The organism is Neorhodopirellula pilleata (assembly GCF_007859915.1).
GTDB lineage: Bacteria > Planctomycetota > Planctomycetia > Pirellulales > Pirellulaceae > Rhodopirellula > Rhodopirellula pilleata.
On record NZ_SJPM01000001.1, the window covers coordinates 1,472,566 to 1,492,944 of the forward strand.

Below are 20,379 nucleotides of genomic sequence, written 5' to 3' on the forward strand. Positions count from 1 at the left end.
TGAGTTGCTAACCCGGCCTCCCGATGTGGTATTGAAACGACTCTACGCGGGGCCGCTTGCAAAAAGTCGCGGGTGAATTGAATCTGCGGCCTTGATCAAGGGTCTGGTCCGAACAGACCGCTTTTATGAAGCTCTGAGCGAAGATGCAGCCACAATTCAAATGAATTGAACTGGGCTGATTGCTGCGCCGAGACAGCGTCAACGGGTCTCTACCTCATTGATCGCTCTCCAAATGCGACGTCAATCCGGACTAGATGCCGCGACAAGGCGACTACGGCACAGCAAACCTTCCGGAACCAAAATCTGAGACGCGTGAGCGCAACCGGCGTCTCAAGCAAATTCAGGCGTTTGGGGACTAAACTGTTACGGCTTTCGTCATGCGGCGGCCATCCAGGCCGCCGCGTTCAGCGATCTATCCCTACCGGCGGCCTCCGGCCGAAACAGCCGCGACGCACTTCGTGTGCGTCGCAATGTCGCCTTAGCCTTCGATGGTAACCAACGTCCAGGCTCCACCGTACTCAGGTGCAACTGTTTGGTTACGGATTGGCTGAAAACCGAAAACCGCGTCTGACCCCGGCGCGAGCCCTCCGCCACCCAAAAAGAAGCCAGGAAATGTGGAAAAAATCAGTCCAACAATCTACCGCATCGTGCTGCCAAATGCACGCACTGAGGTTGAAGGGACATCGAATTCTCATGGAATTCAACTCCTCTAACAGCTCCGCCACCTGACTGTTCGGACAGTGGCTAGATCGAATAGGCTTTACTTCAGTTTCAGTGTCGGAAGTGTCTTCCGGATGACTGATGGGGCTTGAATTGGTTAGAATCTGAAATCTCCATCCACTATCCGCTCCGAGTAGGTACGGCCGAACGATCTGTGAAACTGCTCGTGTGCCATCGCATCGAAGTCAGAAAACAAAGTTGTCTGGCTAGGACCGTCCATCGATCGCAACCGCATGGACCTCTGCATGAAAGACGGGGGCTTTCGATCTCTTGCTCATGCCAAAAGGCTTGATCGTGATTCAAGCTGCCTGCGATTCACCATGGGCTATCAAGCAATCGCGACTCAGGATCTTTGGTCGCAATACCAAGAGCAACTTGACCAAAACACCCCTACAGTTGTCTGGGTACAACAGGGCCAAACGAGTCGATTTCTGCAGGCTTCTCGCTACCGTGGGTTGCCCAGCATGATGTACCTGATGGATGCTCAGTACAACCCTGAGCAAGTCCGGTTGGCCGCCGACCAGGGTGTCGCCATTGTCTGCCTTTCGGCTTTCCTCGCAACGCACGTTTCACGGAATGTCGGGTGTCACGCCGAAACGCTTTACCCAATCATCGATCAAACTCCACGACCGCAAATGAACGAAAGCGGTGTGGGGGCCAAGCAAAACGGATACGTGCTAATGGTCAATGCCTATGCCCAAAAGGGAGTGGGCACATTCCTTACGCTCGCTGCCCTGCTTCCCGATGTCCGCTTCCTGCTACAGGAAGCGTGGCCGTTGAGCAGTCAACAGATGTCTTGGTTACGACAACAATTGACGGGACTTCCCAACGTAACGTTTCAACGGTCAGTCATGGACATGATGCCGGTGTATGACGGCGCATCAATGCTGATTGTTCCCTCCGTGTGGCAGGAAGGCTTCGGCATGGTGGCCGTGGAGGCCCAAGCAGCCGGAAAGCCTGTCATTGCCAGTCACATCGGCGGCCTTCCTGAAAGCGTCGGTAGTGGCGGCATCCTCATTTCAGATCACGACAACCCAATCGCCTGGGCCAACGCGATCACAACACTTCGCAATGATTCAACCACATACGCACGGTTGATCCATCAAGGCTACGAGTCGCTTCAGCGTGAAGAATTCAGTGAGAAGCGAGTCGTCGAAAAGTTCGAACAGATAACGAACCAACTAATTCATCGCTGACGCCAGGCATCGTTCCTCGGCCAAGAACAAGCAACTCGCGACTTATCACCGAACAATCCCACAAGTAGCTCGGGTAGTTGCCCGGTTTCGTTTTCAGGTTTTGGCTGATCATTTCTTGGTCGACTTCTTCTTTGGGCGACCGCGGGGACGCATCGTTGACTCCAAGTCGAACGTTCTGGCAATGTGCTCCACCCATGTTTCGCTCCCGAATGGGACTCCCCGTTTAACACTCCAGTCTAGTTGTTCTCGCTCCGGTTGACTGAAATCCGTCGCGACGAGCTGAACCCAATTGGGTGTCCGACGGATCGGCCAAGCAGATATCCGCTGCGAGAATGCTTTCGTCTTCTGCTGCCAGTGACGCAAACTGCCAAACCTCCAGTCTTCGGGTCGCTTACACAGTTTCGCGGCGTAAGCATTTCGCTCGACGTACCGTGCAACGGTCAGGAAGTGTTCGTCGCTTTGGACGGGGAACGACTTGAACCGGCCCTGATACACATGCCCCATTCCGGTCGTCTTGTAGTGGGCATGATACCGCTGAGTATGAGTCAGCCCAATGTAGTGACCGAAACGCCCCATTTCCCCGTCCACACTTGGACGGACCAAAAGGTGATAGTGATTTGGCATCAAACAGTACGCGAAAAGTTCTATCTTGAATCGCTCCAAAGCCTCATCAAGGATCTTCTCAAACGCTTCGTAGTCCGCATCCTTTTCAAAGATGGTCGCACGAAGGTTCGCTCGATTGAGCATGTGATAGCAATGCCCAGCCGCATCAGCACGTTTGGGGCGTCCCATGTCAGGCATTCCAGCAAGGAAGATAAAGTTTCAAAACCCCAATTTAAGCGAAAATAGCAGGCTGGTCAACCGAAACGGTACCGGACACCTTTTCTTCGACTTGATTTCTGGGCCCCTTGGTGTGCGACGTGCTACGCTCCCGTGGCGAAGATGCAGGAAATCATGAAGCGAAACCAAGATTGGGACGGAAAAGTCGAAATGATTACCGTGTCTATCGACGAGGACCTGGATCGAGCGGTCGAGGTTGTCGCGAAGCAACATTGGAATCAAACGACGAACATGGCCACCAGCCTCGACAAGTTGAAGGACGTCGGTGTCTCCGTGGTGCCGGTAACCATCATTGTCGCTGCGGATGGAACGATTGCAACAATGGCAGGATCGCATGCCCTCGACGTTGAAAAGGAAGTCAAGGCGTTACTGGCAAGACAATTGAACAAATAGATCGTTTAGCTCAGTGTGCGAGCAATCGTCAGCGGACAGAGAATGAAATGAGACAAATCACCGTAGTAGCCATTGGAAACGGGCAGGTCTTTCTGCGAGCGACGCTTACCGGCGACAAAGCCAAACCAGAATGGAAACGCTCGCACGGCAAGTTGCAGACGCCGCTCTTCCCTGTTCAATTGTCCCGATAAAAGAAGGAATTGCATGGCTACCGCATCGTCCACAAACGATAATCTGCCGACGCTGCATCTACCAACTTCTTGGCCAACAACTTGGCGGGCGACGGTGGACCGTAGAGAAAGTTGATGTCCGTCATGCCGTCGAAATCAACATGCGGGGCAACAAGAACTAATGAGATCTGCGACGTGCTCGCTCGCGTTTTTCATCGCTGAAACTTCGCTGTTCAACGGGTGGCGGGTCGGTTCCGACGACTTCGTGCCAAATCGCTTCTCCGTAGAGTTCGGCTCGCTCCTTGCCGAGAATCCCTTTGCCAACGTGAATCGCATGCTCGTCGGTCGCTAGATAGACTTTGTAATATTGGGCATTGCCAATTTGAGTTCCCATGCGGACGTAAAGACGGCAAAAGTCGGCCCGCCGAATGTTGTAGCTGCCACAGAACAAAGTCGCACCCGAACGAAGTTGTGCCGAATCTTCCGTCACAACAATCCGGCAGCCCCACATCAACGTGTGAAGAAAACCCCAAGTGAGAAGAGCACCCAAGATGCCGACAACACCAACAAGCAACCAGGAGGCTCCTCTATGAAACAAGGCGAAGCATGCGACATCGGTTGCGATCATCGTGGCCGCCAGAACCGCCATCGGCACGAAGGACATTTGCCCACGAATCCGAAGTCGCTTGCTCCCATCGGACTTGTCGTCGAAGCGAACTCCATGAGAACGAAGTCGTTGTTGCGGCGTGAGATCACCTTGAAGAGCGGCAACGAGGCTCTCGTCGTTCTCGCGTGACAAACCACTGTCTTTGGTGATGAAGACCGGGATTTCGCATTGTGATTGGAAGCGTGGTCCACGACCGTTGCTTCGTGCGGTTATCACCCACTGGACTTTACCAGGCTGCGTTTCAGGCAAATCGTCGGGCACGAAGAAATCAAATGGAATCGCGGACCCGTCTCCACCTGCAGGCGTCAAATCGGCAGCGAGTTCTTGCTCATCAGACCAATGCATCACAGCTTGAGTTCCGGAGTGCGATTTCCTTTGATGACCAGCTTGATCGTGTTTTCGCTTTGTTTCGTCGCATCGAAGTTTGATGACGGTTACGGTTCCCGGACTTAGATCTCGCTTTGTGCATACCACGCCACTGACATGTCCGCCGATCACACCGGGCACACTGGCCAACTTCACAATCGTGGTCCCTTCGATCAACTGGCGAAACACGGCCCAGCAACAGATCAACACGATCAGAAACGTGATCGCTGGGACAATCGACAACAATATCGCAACGGCGTTTCCTGCCCTCAGTTCGCTAGGCAGCAGGATCGCCGTGGGTGCGGCAAGCAGCGCAAAGAAAAAGAACGCCGGTAGCCATCGCCAAACGGAATCGATCGGTGCCGAACAGAATTCGTTCGACAGCTGTTCGGATGTAGAGGCAGAGTTTTGAGGATCCGCATCGCGGCGCAAAACCGCCCGCCATCGGGACACCTCTGAAAGACCGATGCCACCAAAAATTCCTGCGAACACGGTAACGAGCAACATGATCGAGGGACGCATCTCACGATCGAGGACGGACTGAGCTGGATTGCTCGGATTGACAAAGCACGGACACGGCTGACGCTGCTTCTGATACTTCCTCAGCCGAGTGGCTGTATTCCGCTGCCAACCTCGAAAGCCATCATGACCCCACGTGTGAATGCCAACCCGGTCCCCAGAGTAGGCTTGGCCGCGATATTGATAGTCGTACGTCGCTTCCGCTCGATAGGAATTCGAGCCCTTTTGATTTTTTCGACTGCTGAGGTTTACCGAAGTGAGCCTTGCTGGGACCTCGTCCCAGCCACTCATCCGATAGCACGTAATGACGTTCCAATACAAAATGCCAAACGCTCCGACAGCAACCGTGCCAAACGCGATCAACGCAAGCATCCTCCACGATTGACTCAATGTGTACTCCTTGCACATACGTGTTGAAAACGAATTCGACCTCGAGCCTCCATTCTAGAGTCCGTTGGCAAAGAGTTACATCGTTCAACCCAAAGCAACAGAGGACGCCGCGAATTTCGTCGCCAAGTCCGGCTCGTGGCAAAGTATCCGCATTATAATCAGGATTTTCTGTAAGACGCATCGCGGTCGCGTTACCAACAACAATAGAACGCGAGTTTGCAACGCAGCGTAAAGGCAGTTTGTGGTTGAGGAAGATCCAAAGTTGATATTCACGCGGTGGCTCGAGGAGCATAGTTCTTCGGTCATTCAGGTCGCGCGTGCCTACACGCTGACCAGCGAAGAATGCCAGGACTTGGCTCAAGAGATCCTGCTGCAAGCTTGGCGATCGTTGCCGAAATTTGAGGGCCGCGCGAGTGCGGCGACGTGGTTTTATCGGGTGGCGCTGCACACAGCGATGAATTGGCACCGCAAGGACCAGCCGCGCCGGGTGAATCAGAAACCGTTGCTGGAGATACACGACCCTGCCTCGAATGGCACCGACGGCGTCGATCAAGTGCAACAGCGAGAGACAATCGAGCAACTATACAGCGCGATTCATCAGCTACCGAAAACGGACGCCGCGATCGTGTTGTTGTATTTGGACGAACTGAGCTATCGCGAGATGGCGGACGTGTTGGGAATTTCAGAGAGCAATGTGGGCGTGAGACTGATTCGGGCGAAGAAAGCTTTGTCCACGTTGTTGAATGGAGAGTCCGATGAATCTTGACAAATACCAACAGGCGTGGAAAGCGGACGCCGATCAGACGCGCGTCACGATTGACATGGACTTGCTCTCGCAAGAAGTTCAGCGATCTCAGCAAGGTTTCCAATCGTCGATTTTCTGGCGGGACGTTCGTGAAGCGGGAATTTCGCTAATCTTGATTCCCATTTGGTTGGTAATGGGCTACACGATGTCGTTGTCGTGGACTTGGTACCTTGGCATACCTGCCTTCATGTTCGTTGCCGGTTTCATTTTGCTGGACCGTAAGCGAAACCCCCAACGGGCGAGTGAGCCGGGGGAACCACTTGTTTTCTATGTGAATGAGTCGTTGACGCAGGTCGAGCATCAGATCTGGTTGTTGCGGAACGTGTTTTGGTGGTACTTGTTGCCATTCGGCTTGCCGTGCATGGCGTTCTTTCTTGATACTGCTTGGGCGACATCCAGCGACTGGTTGGAGTTCGTTCTCTTTGGTGGCTTCCTGAACCTGTTCCTGGTTGTGATGTATTGGGGCGTCTATCGACTGAATCAAAGCGCAGTACGTGGGCACCTAGAGCCACGACGCCAAGACCTAGTGAAGCTTGTGCAAAGTCTTGAAAGCAAAACGACCGATGACGACGCCGGTGACATCATGGAGCTCGTGTCTGCACTGGCCGATCCAGTGCGCAATGTTGGCCTGAGTCCCGGGTGGGGGCGTTGGGCGGAGAATTGGAATCGAATCGTTCCCTCGTGGCGAGAAGCAGCCTGGATCATTTTGCCGACACTGATCGGCGCTTGCTGCGGGTTCTGGTATTCGATACCTGATATGGGACCTGTGTTATTTCAAGCAGTCGTCGCCGCTGTCATCCCGTTCGAGGTTGCGCTCGGAATTGTGTGGCTACGTTCGCATCAAAAGCAGAAGCGATTGATTGCGACAGGCGACGAAGTGAATTCGCAAGACGGCTCGGTTCGTTCCGCGAAAGCGGACACGGAATTGCTTGCGACTCCCAAACGCTTGCCACGGGCTCCCGCGTTCGTGATCCTTGTCTTGACTTTGCTGATTGGGGTCATGGCATTTGTTGCTCTCTATGCATTTTTCGCCGAGATCCACGGTACGTCAACACGAGCATCTAAATTGGAAGACGTGAGTGCATTTGATGACGAGGCTATCTCGCACCTGGATGCGTGGATGCAGAGAATGTTTGACGACACGTACCCAAGTCTCAGTGCCGTAATCGTTCGCGATGGCGAGGTTGTTTATCAGGGCGTGTTTGGGTTGGAGGATATCCAGGAAAACAGGAAAGCGACTCCACAAACTCAGTACAACGTCGCATCGGTGACCAAGGCCTTCACTGCCTCGTTGGCGGTCATCCTGCATGAACGTGGCGTGATCGATCTGGATCAGCCTGTCGTAAAATACCTTCCCGCGGGCGTCTCCATCAGCACGACGCCCGAGATCGGCGCAGCAATAACGCTGCGGCAGCTCGCGACGCACACGTCGGGTTTGCCAAGAGGTGTGCCGGGCCAGGTTCAATCGGTCGAAGGCTGGTACCAATTGGAGCCCCAAAGGCTCTACGATCATCTGGCTAAGGTGACGCTTAACCAACGCGACCCTGTTGCCGACTTAATGCTGAAGCAGCAGCCTGAATACAGGGAAGAATATTCCAATCTTGGATACGGGCTTCTGGGACATGCTTTGGAACTTGCTGCGGACAAGCCACTGGACCAATTGATGCAGGAATTGATCTGCGATCCGCTGATGCTGACGCGAACGGCGATTCAGGCGGACGAAACACTGCGGCCGGCTACCAATTACCCCCACGGTTCACGAATCGCAAAGACTCACTCGTTCCAAGATCGCATGGCGGCTTCCGGGGGCTTGGTTGCTTCGATTGAGGACCTGGGGAAGTTCGTGGCGGCTCAAATGAAGCCAGGCGTATTCTCTCGTGAAATGCTCGAGCAACTTCACGCTGAGACAAAATTGCCGGATGGCTCGCCATCCGGCAGGTCACTCGGTTGGTCGGTCCGTCAGCGTGAATCGATCGGGCGCATCTTGAAAAAGAATGGAGGCCGAAGCAACTGCAGTGCGTGGATTGGATTCGCTCCCGAACATGGTGTCGGCGTTGCGGTGGTTACCAATTGTGGCGGGCCGGATGTCGATCCGATCGGCTATCGGTTGTTGGAGATATCCATTCCTCGTTCGCAGAAGAAGCTGGTAACGAAAGACAGCTTTGCGAAAGTGGCTCCATTCACGGGCATCCGCTGGGAGCAGGATACGCCGATCGTTTGCGTACGCGGCCAATGGCGGACGCTGGTCACCATCAATGAAATTCCGATCGCTCGCATCATGGAGTTTGCGAACAAGGAGTACGGAGGGAAGGCTCAAAAGAGATTCGCCGAGGACTTGGTCGAGGTGATGTCGAAGATGGGCAACCAGCCGGATTGGAAAGTGACGTTGGAACTGCGGTCAGAAGACGGGCAGGTCGAGCAGACGCAGGTGTTGATGACCAAAGAAAATCGTGAGCTTGTTCGGAAGTCGCTGCGTTCATGACGGCTGCATCGAGCTGTTGCTTTCCAACCATCAGGCTCGCTGACGGTCAGGTGACGTGAAGAAAGCTCCAGGTGGTTAGCTCGCCCCTGAACTTATCCTGCAAAACACGCGTCGGAGAAAACCCGACGAACCTCGGAGGATCGTGGAAGAAGTTGAGTCGGCGTGGAACTTATAGTTAGCGGCATTTGAAATCGATGCTGGACAAGGATGGATGCAGAGTCACGAACCCATAATTGGGGTAATCTTTTTGAGATTCCCGGTAACAATCAGTGTCGACACTCGGGTTGCTTGTAGGAGAACATTGTTTTGCAAGGTCCAGAAACACGTCCGACGTTCATTGGCAAACTCGCCAATCCTGCTTCCGAGCAAGCTTGGTGTGAATTCGTGCGTCTGTACCACGACATCATTTACCGCGTTGCACGGGCTCGTGGCCTGCAGCATGCGGACGCGGAAGACGTCACGCAGGAAGTGTTCGCGATTGTCAGTCGCAAGGTCGAATCGTTTGACTGTTCGGCAGCCGGTTCGTTTCGTGGTTGGCTACGAAAGTTGGCTCGCGATACGGCGGTCGACCGACTTCGGCAGCCCAAGCATGATGTGGGTTCAGGCGATAGTCAGTTGCGCCAAGCATTGGAACAGCGTCACGCATCCGACGACACGGCGACCCTGTGGGATGTCGAGGTCAAGCGGGAGCAGCTGTTGCGAGCATGCGACCACATTCGCGATCAGTTCTCCGAAACGGTGTGGCAGTCATTCTGGTTGACTGCCATCGAACACCTGTCCATCTCAGTGGCTGCAAAGCAACTGGGGAAATCTGAAGGTTCCGTTCGCGTCGCTCGCTGTCGCGTCATGGCCCGCTTGAAAGAAGAGGTTGATTCCGATGATCGCTCGATTTCACTATGACCGCCGTCAGTTGCAAGGTTTCCTCGAACAAGATCCGTCGGCGGAAGGCGGCGAGATCCAATCGCACGTCGAACAATGCGATCAATGTCAGGCCGAACTTGAAGTCTTAGCTGAGGCGGATTTCGACTGGGAAGAAGCCACCGAACTGCTGAGGCGGGTGCCGCTCTTTGCGACTGATTCGCCCAGCGCGAAAACCTCGACGAATGACAGCCCGCCAATCCTTCAGCCCACCGATCATCCTGGGTCGCTAGGACGCTTCGCTCGTTACGAAATCATGGAGATTCTTGGTCGCGGCGGGATGGGGATCGTGATGCGAGGGTACGACACGTCGCTTGATCGCCACTGTGCGGTGAAAGTACTGGCCCCGGAATTGGCAACCAGTGCCGCAGCGAGAAAGCGATTCTCTCGTGAAGCAAAGAGTGCCGCCGCCGTCGTACACTGTCACGTCGTGCCGATTCAGAACGTCGATGAGCATGATGGCCTTCCATATCTCGTCATGCCGGTCGTCGAAGGCAAAAGTCTGCAACAAAGGGTCGAATCCGACGGTCCTTTGTCGGTCATCGAAACCGTTCGCATCGCGATGCAAGTCGCCGAAGGCTTAGCCGCCGCACACTCGCAAGGTCTCGTTCACCGCGACATCAAACCCGCCAACATCTTGCTGAAAAACGGCGTTGAACGAGTCCAGATCACCGACTTTGGATTGGCTCGTGCAGTCGACGATGCCAGCATGACGCGCAGCGGCGTGATCGCCGGCACTCCACAATACATGTCGCCCGAACAAGCTCACGGCGACGAAATCGACCATCGCAGTGATCTGTTTTCGCTCGGCAGCGTGATGTACTTCATGCTCACCGGCCGCAGTCCGTTCCGCGCCGAAACCACGATGGGCGTACTCAATCGAATCGGCAACGACGAACCCCGTCGTCTGCAAGCGATCAACCCCGAGATTCCCGTCTGGCTGGCTGGCATCGTGACGAAGCTGCTTTCCAAATCGCCCGCAGATCGATTCGGCACCGCGCAGGAAACTGCTGAACTACTCGAAGACTGCCTCGCCCACGTCCAGCAGCCAACCACAACGCCACTCCCCGAATCCATCGCTGCTTTGGCACCTCAAAGAAACCGCCGTCCACCTATCGGCAAGTATATTGTTGCAGCAGTGTTCGGGTTCTCGCTGATCTTCGCGGGCGTTCTGGTCATCCTAGAAATGAACAAAGGCACGCTGACGATTGAGTCCGAGGCGGATGATATTCCGATTCGGATCATGCAGGACGACGACGTGATCGAAAGATTGACGGTGTCCAAGTCCGGAAAGGCCACTCGAATTGCGGCTGGGAACTACGTGGTCGAACTTGATGGTCACTTTGAGGGTCTGGAGGTCAGCAACGGGACCATCGCGTTGAACCGCGGCGGGGATACTACTGTGAAGATTACGCACCAACAGCGCGCAAGCCAGAAATCGACTGTACAAGACAAAGCACTGATCGGCTCCTGGCGAGTGATGGACGGGCCGGAGGAAGTCGAACCCGGATACGAGTTGGATTGTGACAAGATGATGACGTTCGACGAAGGTAGGGGGAGTTACCAAACTGAAGATGAGACTCCCATCCAGTTCAGCTATCGCGTGCTACCAGAAAAGATGATTCGACTCACCGTGATCAATGGAGCCTCAACTGGGAGCGCTAGAGAGTCGTTGTACCGATATAACTTGCCAGACCCGAACCATCTTGATCTTCAGCCTTATGTCGAAGGGAAGCCGACACCCGAAAAAATGACTCTAGTGCGCATGGGCGAAGCAGAGGAATTATCGACGCATGCCTCACTGACTGTTCCGGTCGACACCAGCGATACCTATGGCTGGGCAGACCACGACTTCGTGGACTACCACAGGATGCTGATTGAGAGCGAGAGTTTTCTTGGCTCTCTGACCTGGCCCAGTGAGATTGACCTGATCCCAACTGGGAAAGACAAATCGACCGAGTGGCTGAAGAAGCATTTGGATGTAAAAACGCTGAAGACCAACGTAATCGAACTTGGCATGCATGGCCACGTTCGCAACAAGGTTCAACGCGACCAGATTTTGGCGAAAGTCGCCGAGGCGTATCGAAACAGGATTGCGGATACCAAAACAGATGCAGGGCAGGAAACGATCCAGCGTCTCAGGAAGTCGCATAGTGATGTCGTTAAAGAACGCGATCTAGCGACAGCGAATCATTCCCGCCTGCTAAAGGATGCACCCACCGACACAGGCGAGCTCGCAGCATCGCTGGATGAACTCGTGCGGCTCAATGAATTGCTCACCGTGCTGTGCTATCGGCTGATAGAATACGGAGTTCCCGCCATCGCCGGCTCCACCGAGTCGAGTCTTCGGGGAAAAGCAATAGGTGCGAAAGCTGGAAAGGGTGCCAGCGACCGTGATCTTGACCGACTGCTGGCCGACGCGATTCGCCAGTTTAACGATCATCAAAGAGTCGACCCCGTGGGAAGTAAGCAACCACTGTTGACGGACGATGAAGTGATCGCGGCGGTACGCGACCTGTCCCACGAGTTGGAAAGTCTTGACATCTCGGAAAGCGACTATCAGGTTCTTCGTGATGCGATTCAGCGCGGAAAAATCCCGAATCACTGGACGATTGAATCAAGCAACCGGTTCAAGCTAAGCGATGGTCGAATTGGGGAACGTTGGGGGGGCCAGCTTACAATGCGGCGTGATGATCATTCTCAGCGCACTTACGTCTTCCGAAGTCGATACGTAGGCATCGAGCCAGAAACGCCAGCTTCGACACAGCCATTGCTTGCTGGTCACGTCTCGCTGACCGATTGGATCGCAAAGGTGAATGAAGCGGAGCCAGCGATCTATTCGCCATTGCCTGACTTGCCCGTGACCGAACAGGAAATCATTGCAGCCCTTTCCGACCTGGTTGATAAAAAGCAATCAGCCAATTTTGAATCGGAGCGAAGAACACTCCAGCAAATGATCGACACACGCTCTTTTCCGCCAGACGCAGAATTGACATTGTTCAGACCTCAGCGTCATCGAACAAACGGGTCACGTTGGTCAAATAGGGATGGATTTGAGTCCAGCAAGTGGACGTTGCATTTGAGATACCCTTACATCAAGGGCGATGAAAAAATCATTACTGCTGACATCATTGGACAACGAACCATCACTTCTATGCCGGTGGACCGCGTCGCCGACGAAGAAATCCAGTGGGGGCCTCCCGCAGCCGATGGACTCCAGTTTGGCGTTGCCGTCGAAGTGAGTGATAGTGACGACATCAGCGATTCGTTTTCGGGTGTGGTCGCGCTCTACACGCCCCATTTCTATCTTCGTAACCCAAGGGTAGAGGAAACGGAATTTGTTCAATTGCCTCGTCTCTATCAGCACTACGACGTAGACGCTCGCACCGCAACCGGCGAGCAACTACCAACGAAACAGCGACAGGGTTACTACGGTATTTCGACCATAAACCTTCCAGATCAATTGAATCGCAGATGGCGAATTTACAAACCTGCCTCGTCCTCTCTTGTTGGGAACTATACACCAACGTTCTTCGAGGAATCATTGTCACTGGAACCGCCCGATGGGCGATTCTTCGACACCTTTCCAGCCGTTGCCGTGAATGCGCCGCTCAACACACCGCTCCGTGTCAGGATCTCCATTCCGCATCCTTTGCTTAGCGATTCAACCGATATGATGTCTGGAGAAATCAGACTGCCAGGGTTGTCAGTCGCCAGTCCTCTTGCCGCAGCGAGTGAGGAAAATGTCGGCAAGAATGAGAAAAAGGGGTCGGAAACTATGGTCACGGAGGTCGATGGCGAGTGGCACATGGTTGAGGCTTGCGATACGAAAGGTGTCTCGCTGGAGGTGCGGCCTCACAACCGAACTTACCAAGGCGACCGCTGCACTGCGGCCTGGGCAGGTGGTGGCCACGAATGTCGAATTCAGGTGAACCCCGACGCGAAAACCATTTGGTCCTTTATCAAGGACGAGGATCATTCCTTCTTTGTCGATGACTACGAACTACAGGGAGGTAAGCTGATCCTTACCAACGATACGGGTACGGGTAAACGCCGCGCGGTCTATGAACGTGGCCATGTTCGTATTCCCGATGTCGTTCCGGAAGTCGCCGAGCAGCAGGTTGCGCGGTGGCGATCCGCTGTCGTCGAAATCATGGTCACCGGAACTCAGGAAGGGACGGTCGATGAACCGCATTCCGTTGGTTTTGGAGTCGTCGTGAGAAAAGATGGCACGTTGGTTTTGCACATCAACAGCAAATGGGGTGATATCGACAAGGAGCAGGCCAACATCAACGCCAAGTTCGACGACGGATCCCAGGTTCCGCTCGAACTAGTTGCAGGGAATTCCAGCGTTCTAGTTCTACGCCCAAAAGATCCCGTTGCGCTCAATCACCACTTCCCATTTTCTCTTGGCCCGACCGAGGTCGATGATGAGGTCTATGTTGGTCAGCTAACGCTCCCATCGACGGATGCCGACGCCACACACAACCTCGTCGCCACAAAAGTCCAGCTAGCACAAGCAGATCGCCGCATCGCAACCATGAACTCTCCAGTCTGGCAACTGAAAGCCGTTCAAAGAATCCCAAACTCACACTGCTTGCCCGTCCTCTCCGGCGATGGCGAACTACTAGCCATCACGATGACCAACACCGGAGGTCTCCTGCTGGCGATTCCAACAGCTCGTTTGATCGAGATGTTTCCTGAACCATTCGCTCCTGCAGAAACCGAAAAGGTCTCGGCAGTGGATCAGCGTGAGCGAGATTCCAACAACAAAGAGAGCCCACAGTTGCCGCACACAATTTCCGTATCCGAAGATGCGGACAAAAAGATTCCAGTCGATTTGAGTTCTAAGGGCGTAGATGTTCCGCCGATGGCATTTGACACGCTCGAAGATTTCCTGAAACCCGGCAACGACCTGTTCGATAAGCAGATGTTGGAGATTGATAAACGATTGGCAAAGGCTGAGAAGGGAAGTGCCGAGCACGCGTTGTTCACAACCAAGAAGAAGCAATTAAAAGAGCAGTGGGATTTGAGTGTCGCTCAAGTCAAGGGCATGGTTGCCGCAGCGGAAGCTGGGAACCCCGTACAACTTGCACCGATTGTGATTCCCAACAACCCATCACCGTGGCGTGCGCCGTTGCCTGACCCACTTCAAAAACACGACGAAGAGATTGCCCGGGTGCTGGCGGGAACGTGGGACATCAAGCGCGACACTGGCCTGGAAGAGGAACTTGATGGCACCGAAGTTGCCATCGAAGAGTTGACAGCAATGTTCAGCAAGAACATGTTGATCGTCCACCTTAAGATTGGAGATGAACAACATGAGATGCACTACATGTATCGCATCTCCGGTGACAAGATCGACCTCTGGGGATACGATCCTATCAATAAGCAGACTGATCGCGATCACCCAATGCTGGGCTCTTACTCGCTAGAGAACGATACTCTCCGCATCTGCCATCATGATCAGGAAATGGAAGTCGGCCAGCCACAGGCCCGTCCTCCCGTTCACCCCGGCAAAGGCTTGGTGTACTGGGAACTGCAGCGTCGAAATTGATTGCACGATTCAAGGCGGCTGAGATTGTCTTTGGCCAATTGGCCACGACCAGCCATTCGACCTTCACCAACACACACCGGAACACCGACTATGTCCGACTCAATGATTACCGGGACAATCGACGCCATCGCAGTTGACGAAAAAGGCGTGCTGCTTAGTTTCGTCCCGACTGGGAAACCATCGACTGCACAAGCACCCAATTTTGGTGACTTTCCCTTTCGCCTCGATGCGTCAAGCAGATACCTAACAGCGATGCTGGAACTTGCGAAATTCGCAATGGAAAACGGACTTGTGGTAACGGCATGTGGGCGAGGCGACGATCGAGACGTTGATTTTGTGCTGAACGATCTTCGCGTTTTCAAAAACAACGAATAGGAAACCGGCAATCACGCCTAAACCTGATCAAAGGGAATTCGAGCAATAACGATGTCCCGATCCAAAGTCCAATCCGAGACGTTGAGGTTGAGGTTGATTGGAAGTTAGATTTCAGGATCGGTTCGATCGTTCGTTGGGAGCCGCTCATCATACGAGCACGAGTTTTGGTTCACTCGCCCTGCGTGTGAGGTTGCTGAGTCCAGCAAAGCCAGTAGAATGATCAGGTTTCGTTTTCCAAAAGCGACCCTCGACGAAGTTGCTTGGGCGAACTGCTGTACGATGAATACTGCACTCACCTGCCTAGGCATCAAGTTTGTCCAACCAAATCGTCTATCGGTCTCGCTAATGAACACTCGGAATCCATCGCGATGAAATTCTCGATTGCGGCAATGCTGGCCGTAACGGCTTGGCTTGCAGTGACGATCGGGGTACTCAACGTATCCGATGATTCTGCTTGGCTTTTTCAAATGTACGTACTGCTTTTGCTTTTGATTATTCTTTCGTCGGTGTCGTATCTACTATCCGTTGATAATCTCAGAACATCGTGCTTGCGAATTGGGTATTCCATTGCGACTTTGTTTTTCCTGGTTTTTTGCTACAGCAACATGGAACCGGATATTCCAAATTTGTGCGGCACTCTGACGAGATACTTACTCGATACGGTTGGTGTTTCCGATGGTAGGCTTGCACTACACAATCGAATTTCGTGGCTGTTGGCGATTTACCTCGCTCCAATATTTGGGGGGCTCTGCGCGGCGACTTGCACACTCTGGAGTCGTATCCTCGCCGCCAAATCGAACTAGCAATTAATCGCCGACTGAGTCGGAGCTCGCGTCTCTCGATCGGCCACGGGGCGAACGGGTCGCCACCGCCAAGGCACTGAAGGCGAAGATCGAATCTTCGCCGAAATTACGTGAATCTACTGTCTTCCGTGGGCTTTCTGCCCAAATCCGTTACGCTTCATGTAACGCTACGCATCTTTGTGTGATCTGTAGGTAGGAGATTTGATTTTGCAGGGTCCAGAAACACGAGCGTCGCTGATTGCCAGCCTCAATGACCCGGCTTCGGAGGAAGCTTGGTATGAGTTTGCGGCTGTCTATCGCCCGCTCGTTATTCGGGTCGCTCGAGCAAAGGGACTGCAGCATGCCGATGCGGATGATCTGGCCCAAGACGTGCTGGCAGCCGTCGGGAATGCGATTGGATCCTTCACAACGACCGGCGAAGGCTCATTTCGGCGTTGGCTTTATCAAATCACCCGCAATTTGGTTGTGAATCAATTGACGCGGGGGCCGTTTTCGGGTCAGCGTGGGCCGATCGGAAGCGGCAACAGCGACGTGCAAAAGTTTCTGAGTCAGGCTCCGGCACCCGGCGACCAGACCGCCACCTTGTTTCAACTCGAATACCAGCGTACTCGATTTCAACAAGCCGCTACGAAGGTGAAAGATCAGTTCAGCGAATCGACTTGGCAATGCTTCTGGCTGACTTCCGTAGAAAATCAGTCAGCCGAACAAGTCGCGTCCTCGATAGGCAAGACTGCTGGCGCGGTTCGCGTGGCGCGGTGTCGCGTGCTGGCAAAGATTCGCGAAGAAACTCAAACCGATACTAATGAGTAGGTGACGTAAATGATCGCAAGATTTCATTACGACGACCAATCGCTGATGCGGCTGCTTCACGATAATCCTGACGACGACGCAAGCGACATGCAGAAACATGTCGAAAGCTGTGACGCATGCCAATCAAAATTGGAAACGCTTTCCAGTGGTGGCTTGAGCTGGGATGCAGTCAACGAGTTGATGCAGCAGGACGATTTGTCACCTGCCACGGAACGAAGCGAGCCGCGGAGTGGCATCGCCGAAGACGTGGAGGGATCGCGATCTTCCGCAGCCACATTTCTACAACCAACCGACTATGTCGACTCGCTGGGTCGTTTCGCACGCTTCGAGATCATGGAGATACTCGGTCGCGGCGGGATGGGGATTGTAATGCGAGGATATGACACGGCGCTCGATCGTCACTGCGCGGTGAAGGTTCTTGCGCCTGAATTAGCAACGAGCGCCGCAGCGAGAAAACGATTTTCTCGTGAAGCCAAGAGCGCGGCGGCGGTCGTCCACCCTCACGTCGTGCCGATTCAAACCGTGGATGAGCATGACGGCCTGCCGTATCTCGTCATGCCGGTTGTGGAGGGAAAAAGTCTGCAACAACGTGTCGAATCCGACGGTCCTTTGTCGGTCATCGAAACCGTTCGCATCGCGATGCAAGTCGCCGAAGGCTTAGCCGCCGCACACTCGCAAGGTCTCGTTCACCGCGACATCAAGCCAGCCAACATCTTGCTGGAAAACGGAGTTGAACGAGTCCAGATCACCGATTTCGGCTTGGCTCGCGCGGTCGACGACGCCAGCATGACACGCAGCGGCGTGATCGCCGGCACTCCACAATACATGTCGCCCGAACAAGCTCACGGCGACGAAATCGACCACCGCAGCGATCTGTTTTCGCTCGGCAGCTTGATGTACTTCATGCTCACCGGCCACAGTCCGTTTCGAGCCGAAACAACGATGGGCGTGCTCAATCGAATCGGCAACGACGAACCACGTCGGCTGCAAGCGATCAAACCCGAGATTCCCGTCTGGCTGTCAGGCATCGTGACGAAGCTGCTCTCCAAATCGCCCGCAGATCGATTCGAGACCGCGCAGGAAGTTGCTGAACTACTCGAAGACTGCCTCGCTCACGTCCAGCAGCCGACGAACACGCCGCTGCCTGAATCAGTTATCCCCGCGTCGGCTCCACAGCAAATCGGCCGCCCGCCGATCGGCAAGTTCATTGCTGCCGGAGCATTTGCGTTCTCATTGATCTTCGCTGGCGTGTTGATGGTGCTGGAGTTGAACAAGGGCACGCTGACAATCGAATCCATTGTGGACGACGTTCCGATCCGAATCATGGAGGGTGACGATGTCGTCAGGAAGCTCGTGATCGGTCGCGAGGGCGGCAAGACGCGACTGCATGCTGGGAAATACACGCTCGAAATCGACGACCGTGACACGAGCTATGCGATCACCGATGGAGTTGTGATGGTCAAGCGTGGCGAAACCGTGATCGCGAAAGTCACTTACGTTGAAAAAGACGATCGCAAATATGGACCATTGGCGCAGCAACGACTGTCCAGTGCAGTACTGGAATTCAACAACTTGTATTCCAAGGATGGGAAGGGCAGGCCTCAGCAACCGCTTACTCAAGGAGAAATCACCGCGTGTCTGTCTTGGAAAAGAGGGAACGGCGAATTATCCGATGAGGTATCTGCCGCCATTCGCACAATGCTTTCGACTAGAGAAAGGCTCGTGCCGCCAAGCTGGGAGATCACGGGCGGACTAGTACGTCATCCGAGTGAGCACGGGATCGTTCAGACATGGGAAGTGAATCTGGAAACCAATGGACTTTCCAAACCTATCTCCATTCGCAGGTCAGCAATCGCCCCGCCAGATTCGATGTTAAAACCCAACGAACATGATGGAAACAATGTGGGGACAACACCGATTTCCGACATGGTTGATTCCTTCAACAAGTCGTGGAAAGAACGCGACGATTTCGAGAGCCTTACCCATCGTTTGCTCACTCACGGCCTCGATCTGCCACCGCTGACGATCGATGAAGTCCTGGCTGCGATCGCACTATGGCAATCCAGCCGAAAGACAGCGGACGTCGATGATGCAATCGTCCAGCAATTGAAACGCATCACGGAAACCCACCAATTGCCAACTGATACAAAATTCGAGTTGGTGCCATCGATTAAAGATGACATTGATCAGTGGTACGACATTTCGTTGATCCGCATGCATGTCCCACAGATCGACGTGCCGGGATCAACCTACCCAGTGACGATTCGCCAGCAGTTCATTGAAACAGATGACAACAACCTCTCCGCCACGCATTGGGGTCACGCGGGCAGCAACGGCATTCAGGCTGGCTTCCGATTGCTTCCACCTCAGCAATCTTACCAACACGACCAGCTAGTCGAAGTCGAGTTCCTTTATCGAAGCGTGACGAGCAAAGAGATTTCGGCGAAATTGCCGACTGACTTTCGCTACCAAAGAGTTCGGATGGGAACGGAGGTCAAATTCGCGTCGACGATTGACGTTCAAAAGCAGAGCGGAAATGGATTCACCACTGCCAATCTCGGCGGAGAGCCGACCATCGCTGGGAGACTGCGAATGCAGTTGTGTTTAGATAAGGCAGAAGAACGAAAGGAAGGCGTCAGCTTGATGGCGGTAGTCGAACCTGGAAAAAGCTATCAACTCCAGTTCGTGGTTCCCAATCCCGGTGTCGACGCCGCAGGCGAGCCTCTCGAAACCAAAAGATCGAATTACTTCAGCACTCCGCTTTTGAAGCCGAAACAACAGCAACCGCTGTTTACGGGGCACTGGTATCAACATTGGGGGCGATCAATTCCTGGACATCAATTCCCAGACCAATCGACACCCGATCCCGATTACATTGACCCGTTCATGATTGGCATGTCGCTGGGGAAAGCCGACGCGAGCCAGATTCCTGGTTACTTTGCCGGCGGACTCAAGGTCACGAAGGTCGCTCCGCACAGTCCAGCAGAAGCGGCTGGCATCGAAGTGGGTGATGTTCTGCTGTCATGGTCAGGCCACAAGATCTATGGCGACGATGCGAGTGCGAACTTTCTGAAATACAACCTACCGAACAGGGAACTGCGTGAGCTTCAGGAAAAGATGAACAAGCTCGGAAGATGGATGGGATCAGGCAACATCAAGTTTGTCATGCTGGATCACCGCTCCGGTGAAGTGATCGACATCGCGCCGTGGTACGGTGCGTTGGCGGGTGGCGGTCCCAACAAGGCTGAAGTCATCAGACGTTTACAAGAGCGAAAACGCCTTCGAGATCAGTGATTGGGCGTTACCGGTTGGCAGTGATGTCGCGTGGAACCGCTTCGGCTGTCCACGCTCTCGGCTCATCGAAGCTT

The 20,379-nt window shown here is 54.0% G+C and carries 10 protein-coding genes and 1 pseudogene; 8 read left to right on the forward strand and 3 right to left on the reverse strand.

Annotated elements, in window-relative coordinates:
* Nucleotides 1-1,040 precede the first annotated feature (1,040 nt).
* Nucleotides 1,041-1,916, forward strand: a complete 876-nt coding sequence (locus tag Pla100_RS04780) for a glycosyltransferase family 4 protein (RefSeq protein WP_197167690.1) — start codon at nucleotides 1,041-1,043, stop codon at nucleotides 1,914-1,916.
* Between the two features lie 108 nt (nucleotides 1,917-2,024).
* On the opposite strand, the gene Pla100_RS04785 is transcribed toward Pla100_RS04780, so the two are convergent.
* On the reverse strand, nucleotides 2,025-2,708 hold the full coding sequence (locus tag Pla100_RS04785) for a transposase (RefSeq protein ID WP_146576436.1): 684 nt from the start codon (nucleotides 2,706-2,708) through the stop codon (nucleotides 2,025-2,027).
* Between the two features lie 111 nt (nucleotides 2,709-2,819).
* Here Pla100_RS04785 and Pla100_RS04790 point away from each other — a divergent pair.
* Nucleotides 2,820-3,149, forward strand: a pseudogene (locus tag Pla100_RS04790) (TlpA family protein disulfide reductase); the annotation flags it as partial.
* A 5-nt stretch (nucleotides 3,150-3,154) separates the two neighbouring features.
* Here Pla100_RS04790 and Pla100_RS04795 read toward each other — a convergent pair.
* Nucleotides 3,155-3,355, reverse strand: coding sequence for a hypothetical protein (locus Pla100_RS04795; RefSeq protein ID WP_146576438.1), 201 nt, complete (start codon nucleotides 3,353-3,355; stop codon nucleotides 3,155-3,157).
* Between the two features lie 142 nt (nucleotides 3,356-3,497).
* A complete protein-coding gene (locus Pla100_RS04800) occupies nucleotides 3,498-5,243 on the reverse strand; it encodes a DUF3592 domain-containing protein (protein WP_231602709.1) in 1,746 nt (581 codons plus the stop codon).
* A 280-nt stretch (nucleotides 5,244-5,523) separates the two neighbouring features.
* On the opposite strand from Pla100_RS04800, the gene Pla100_RS04805 reads away from it, so the two are divergent.
* The 6 genes from Pla100_RS04805 (at nucleotide 5,524) to Pla100_RS04835 (ending at nucleotide 20,305) form a co-directional block, all read left to right on the forward strand.
* A complete protein-coding gene (locus Pla100_RS04805; protein ID WP_231602710.1) occupies nucleotides 5,524-6,027 on the forward strand; it encodes an RNA polymerase sigma factor in 504 nt (167 codons plus the stop codon).
* Nucleotides 6,017-8,548, forward strand: a complete 2,532-nt coding sequence (locus tag Pla100_RS04810; RefSeq protein ID WP_197167692.1) for a serine hydrolase domain-containing protein — start codon at nucleotides 6,017-6,019, stop codon at nucleotides 8,546-8,548. Before Pla100_RS04805 ends, Pla100_RS04810 begins: the two co-directional genes overlap by 11 nt.
* A gap of 306 nt (nucleotides 8,549-8,854) precedes the next feature.
* Complete coding sequence (locus Pla100_RS04815) at nucleotides 8,855-9,448, forward strand: RNA polymerase sigma factor (RefSeq protein WP_146576442.1); 594 nt, start codon at nucleotides 8,855-8,857, stop codon at nucleotides 9,446-9,448.
* A 310-nt stretch (nucleotides 9,449-9,758) separates the two neighbouring features.
* Entirely contained in the window at nucleotides 9,759-15,023 is a 5,265-nt protein-coding gene (locus tag Pla100_RS04820) for a serine/threonine protein kinase (RefSeq protein ID WP_231602740.1), read from the forward strand.
* Between the two features lie 1,385 nt (nucleotides 15,024-16,408).
* On the forward strand, nucleotides 16,409-17,011 hold the full coding sequence (locus tag Pla100_RS04830) for a sigma-70 family RNA polymerase sigma factor (RefSeq protein WP_231602711.1): 603 nt from the start codon (nucleotides 16,409-16,411) through the stop codon (nucleotides 17,009-17,011).
* A gap of 9 nt (nucleotides 17,012-17,020) precedes the next feature.
* Entirely contained in the window at nucleotides 17,021-20,305 is a 3,285-nt protein-coding gene (locus Pla100_RS04835; RefSeq protein WP_146576445.1) for a serine/threonine protein kinase, read from the forward strand.
* The last annotated feature ends 74 nt before the right edge of the window (nucleotides 20,306-20,379 follow it).

Coding starts and splice junctions, on each gene's coding strand:
- Pla100_RS04810 (WP_197167692.1), top strand. CDS start 6,017: ATGAATCTTGACAAATACCAACAGGCGTGGAAAGCGGACGCCGATCAG.
- Pla100_RS04795 (WP_146576438.1), bottom strand. CDS start 3,355: ATGCAATTCCTTCTTTTATCGGGACAATTGAACAGGGAAGAGCGGCGT.
- Pla100_RS04835 (WP_146576445.1), top strand. CDS start 17,021: ATGATCGCAAGATTTCATTACGACGACCAATCGCTGATGCGGCTGCTT.
- Pla100_RS04800 (WP_231602709.1), bottom strand. CDS start 5,243: ATGCTTGCGTTGATCGCGTTTGGCACGGTTGCTGTCGGAGCGTTTGGC.
- Pla100_RS04820 (WP_231602740.1), top strand. CDS start 9,759: ATGCGAGGGTACGACACGTCGCTTGATCGCCACTGTGCGGTGAAAGTA.
- Pla100_RS04780 (WP_197167690.1), top strand. CDS start 1,041: ATGGGCTATCAAGCAATCGCGACTCAGGATCTTTGGTCGCAATACCAA.
- Pla100_RS04785 (WP_146576436.1), bottom strand. CDS start 2,708: ATGGGACGCCCCAAACGTGCTGATGCGGCTGGGCATTGCTATCACATG.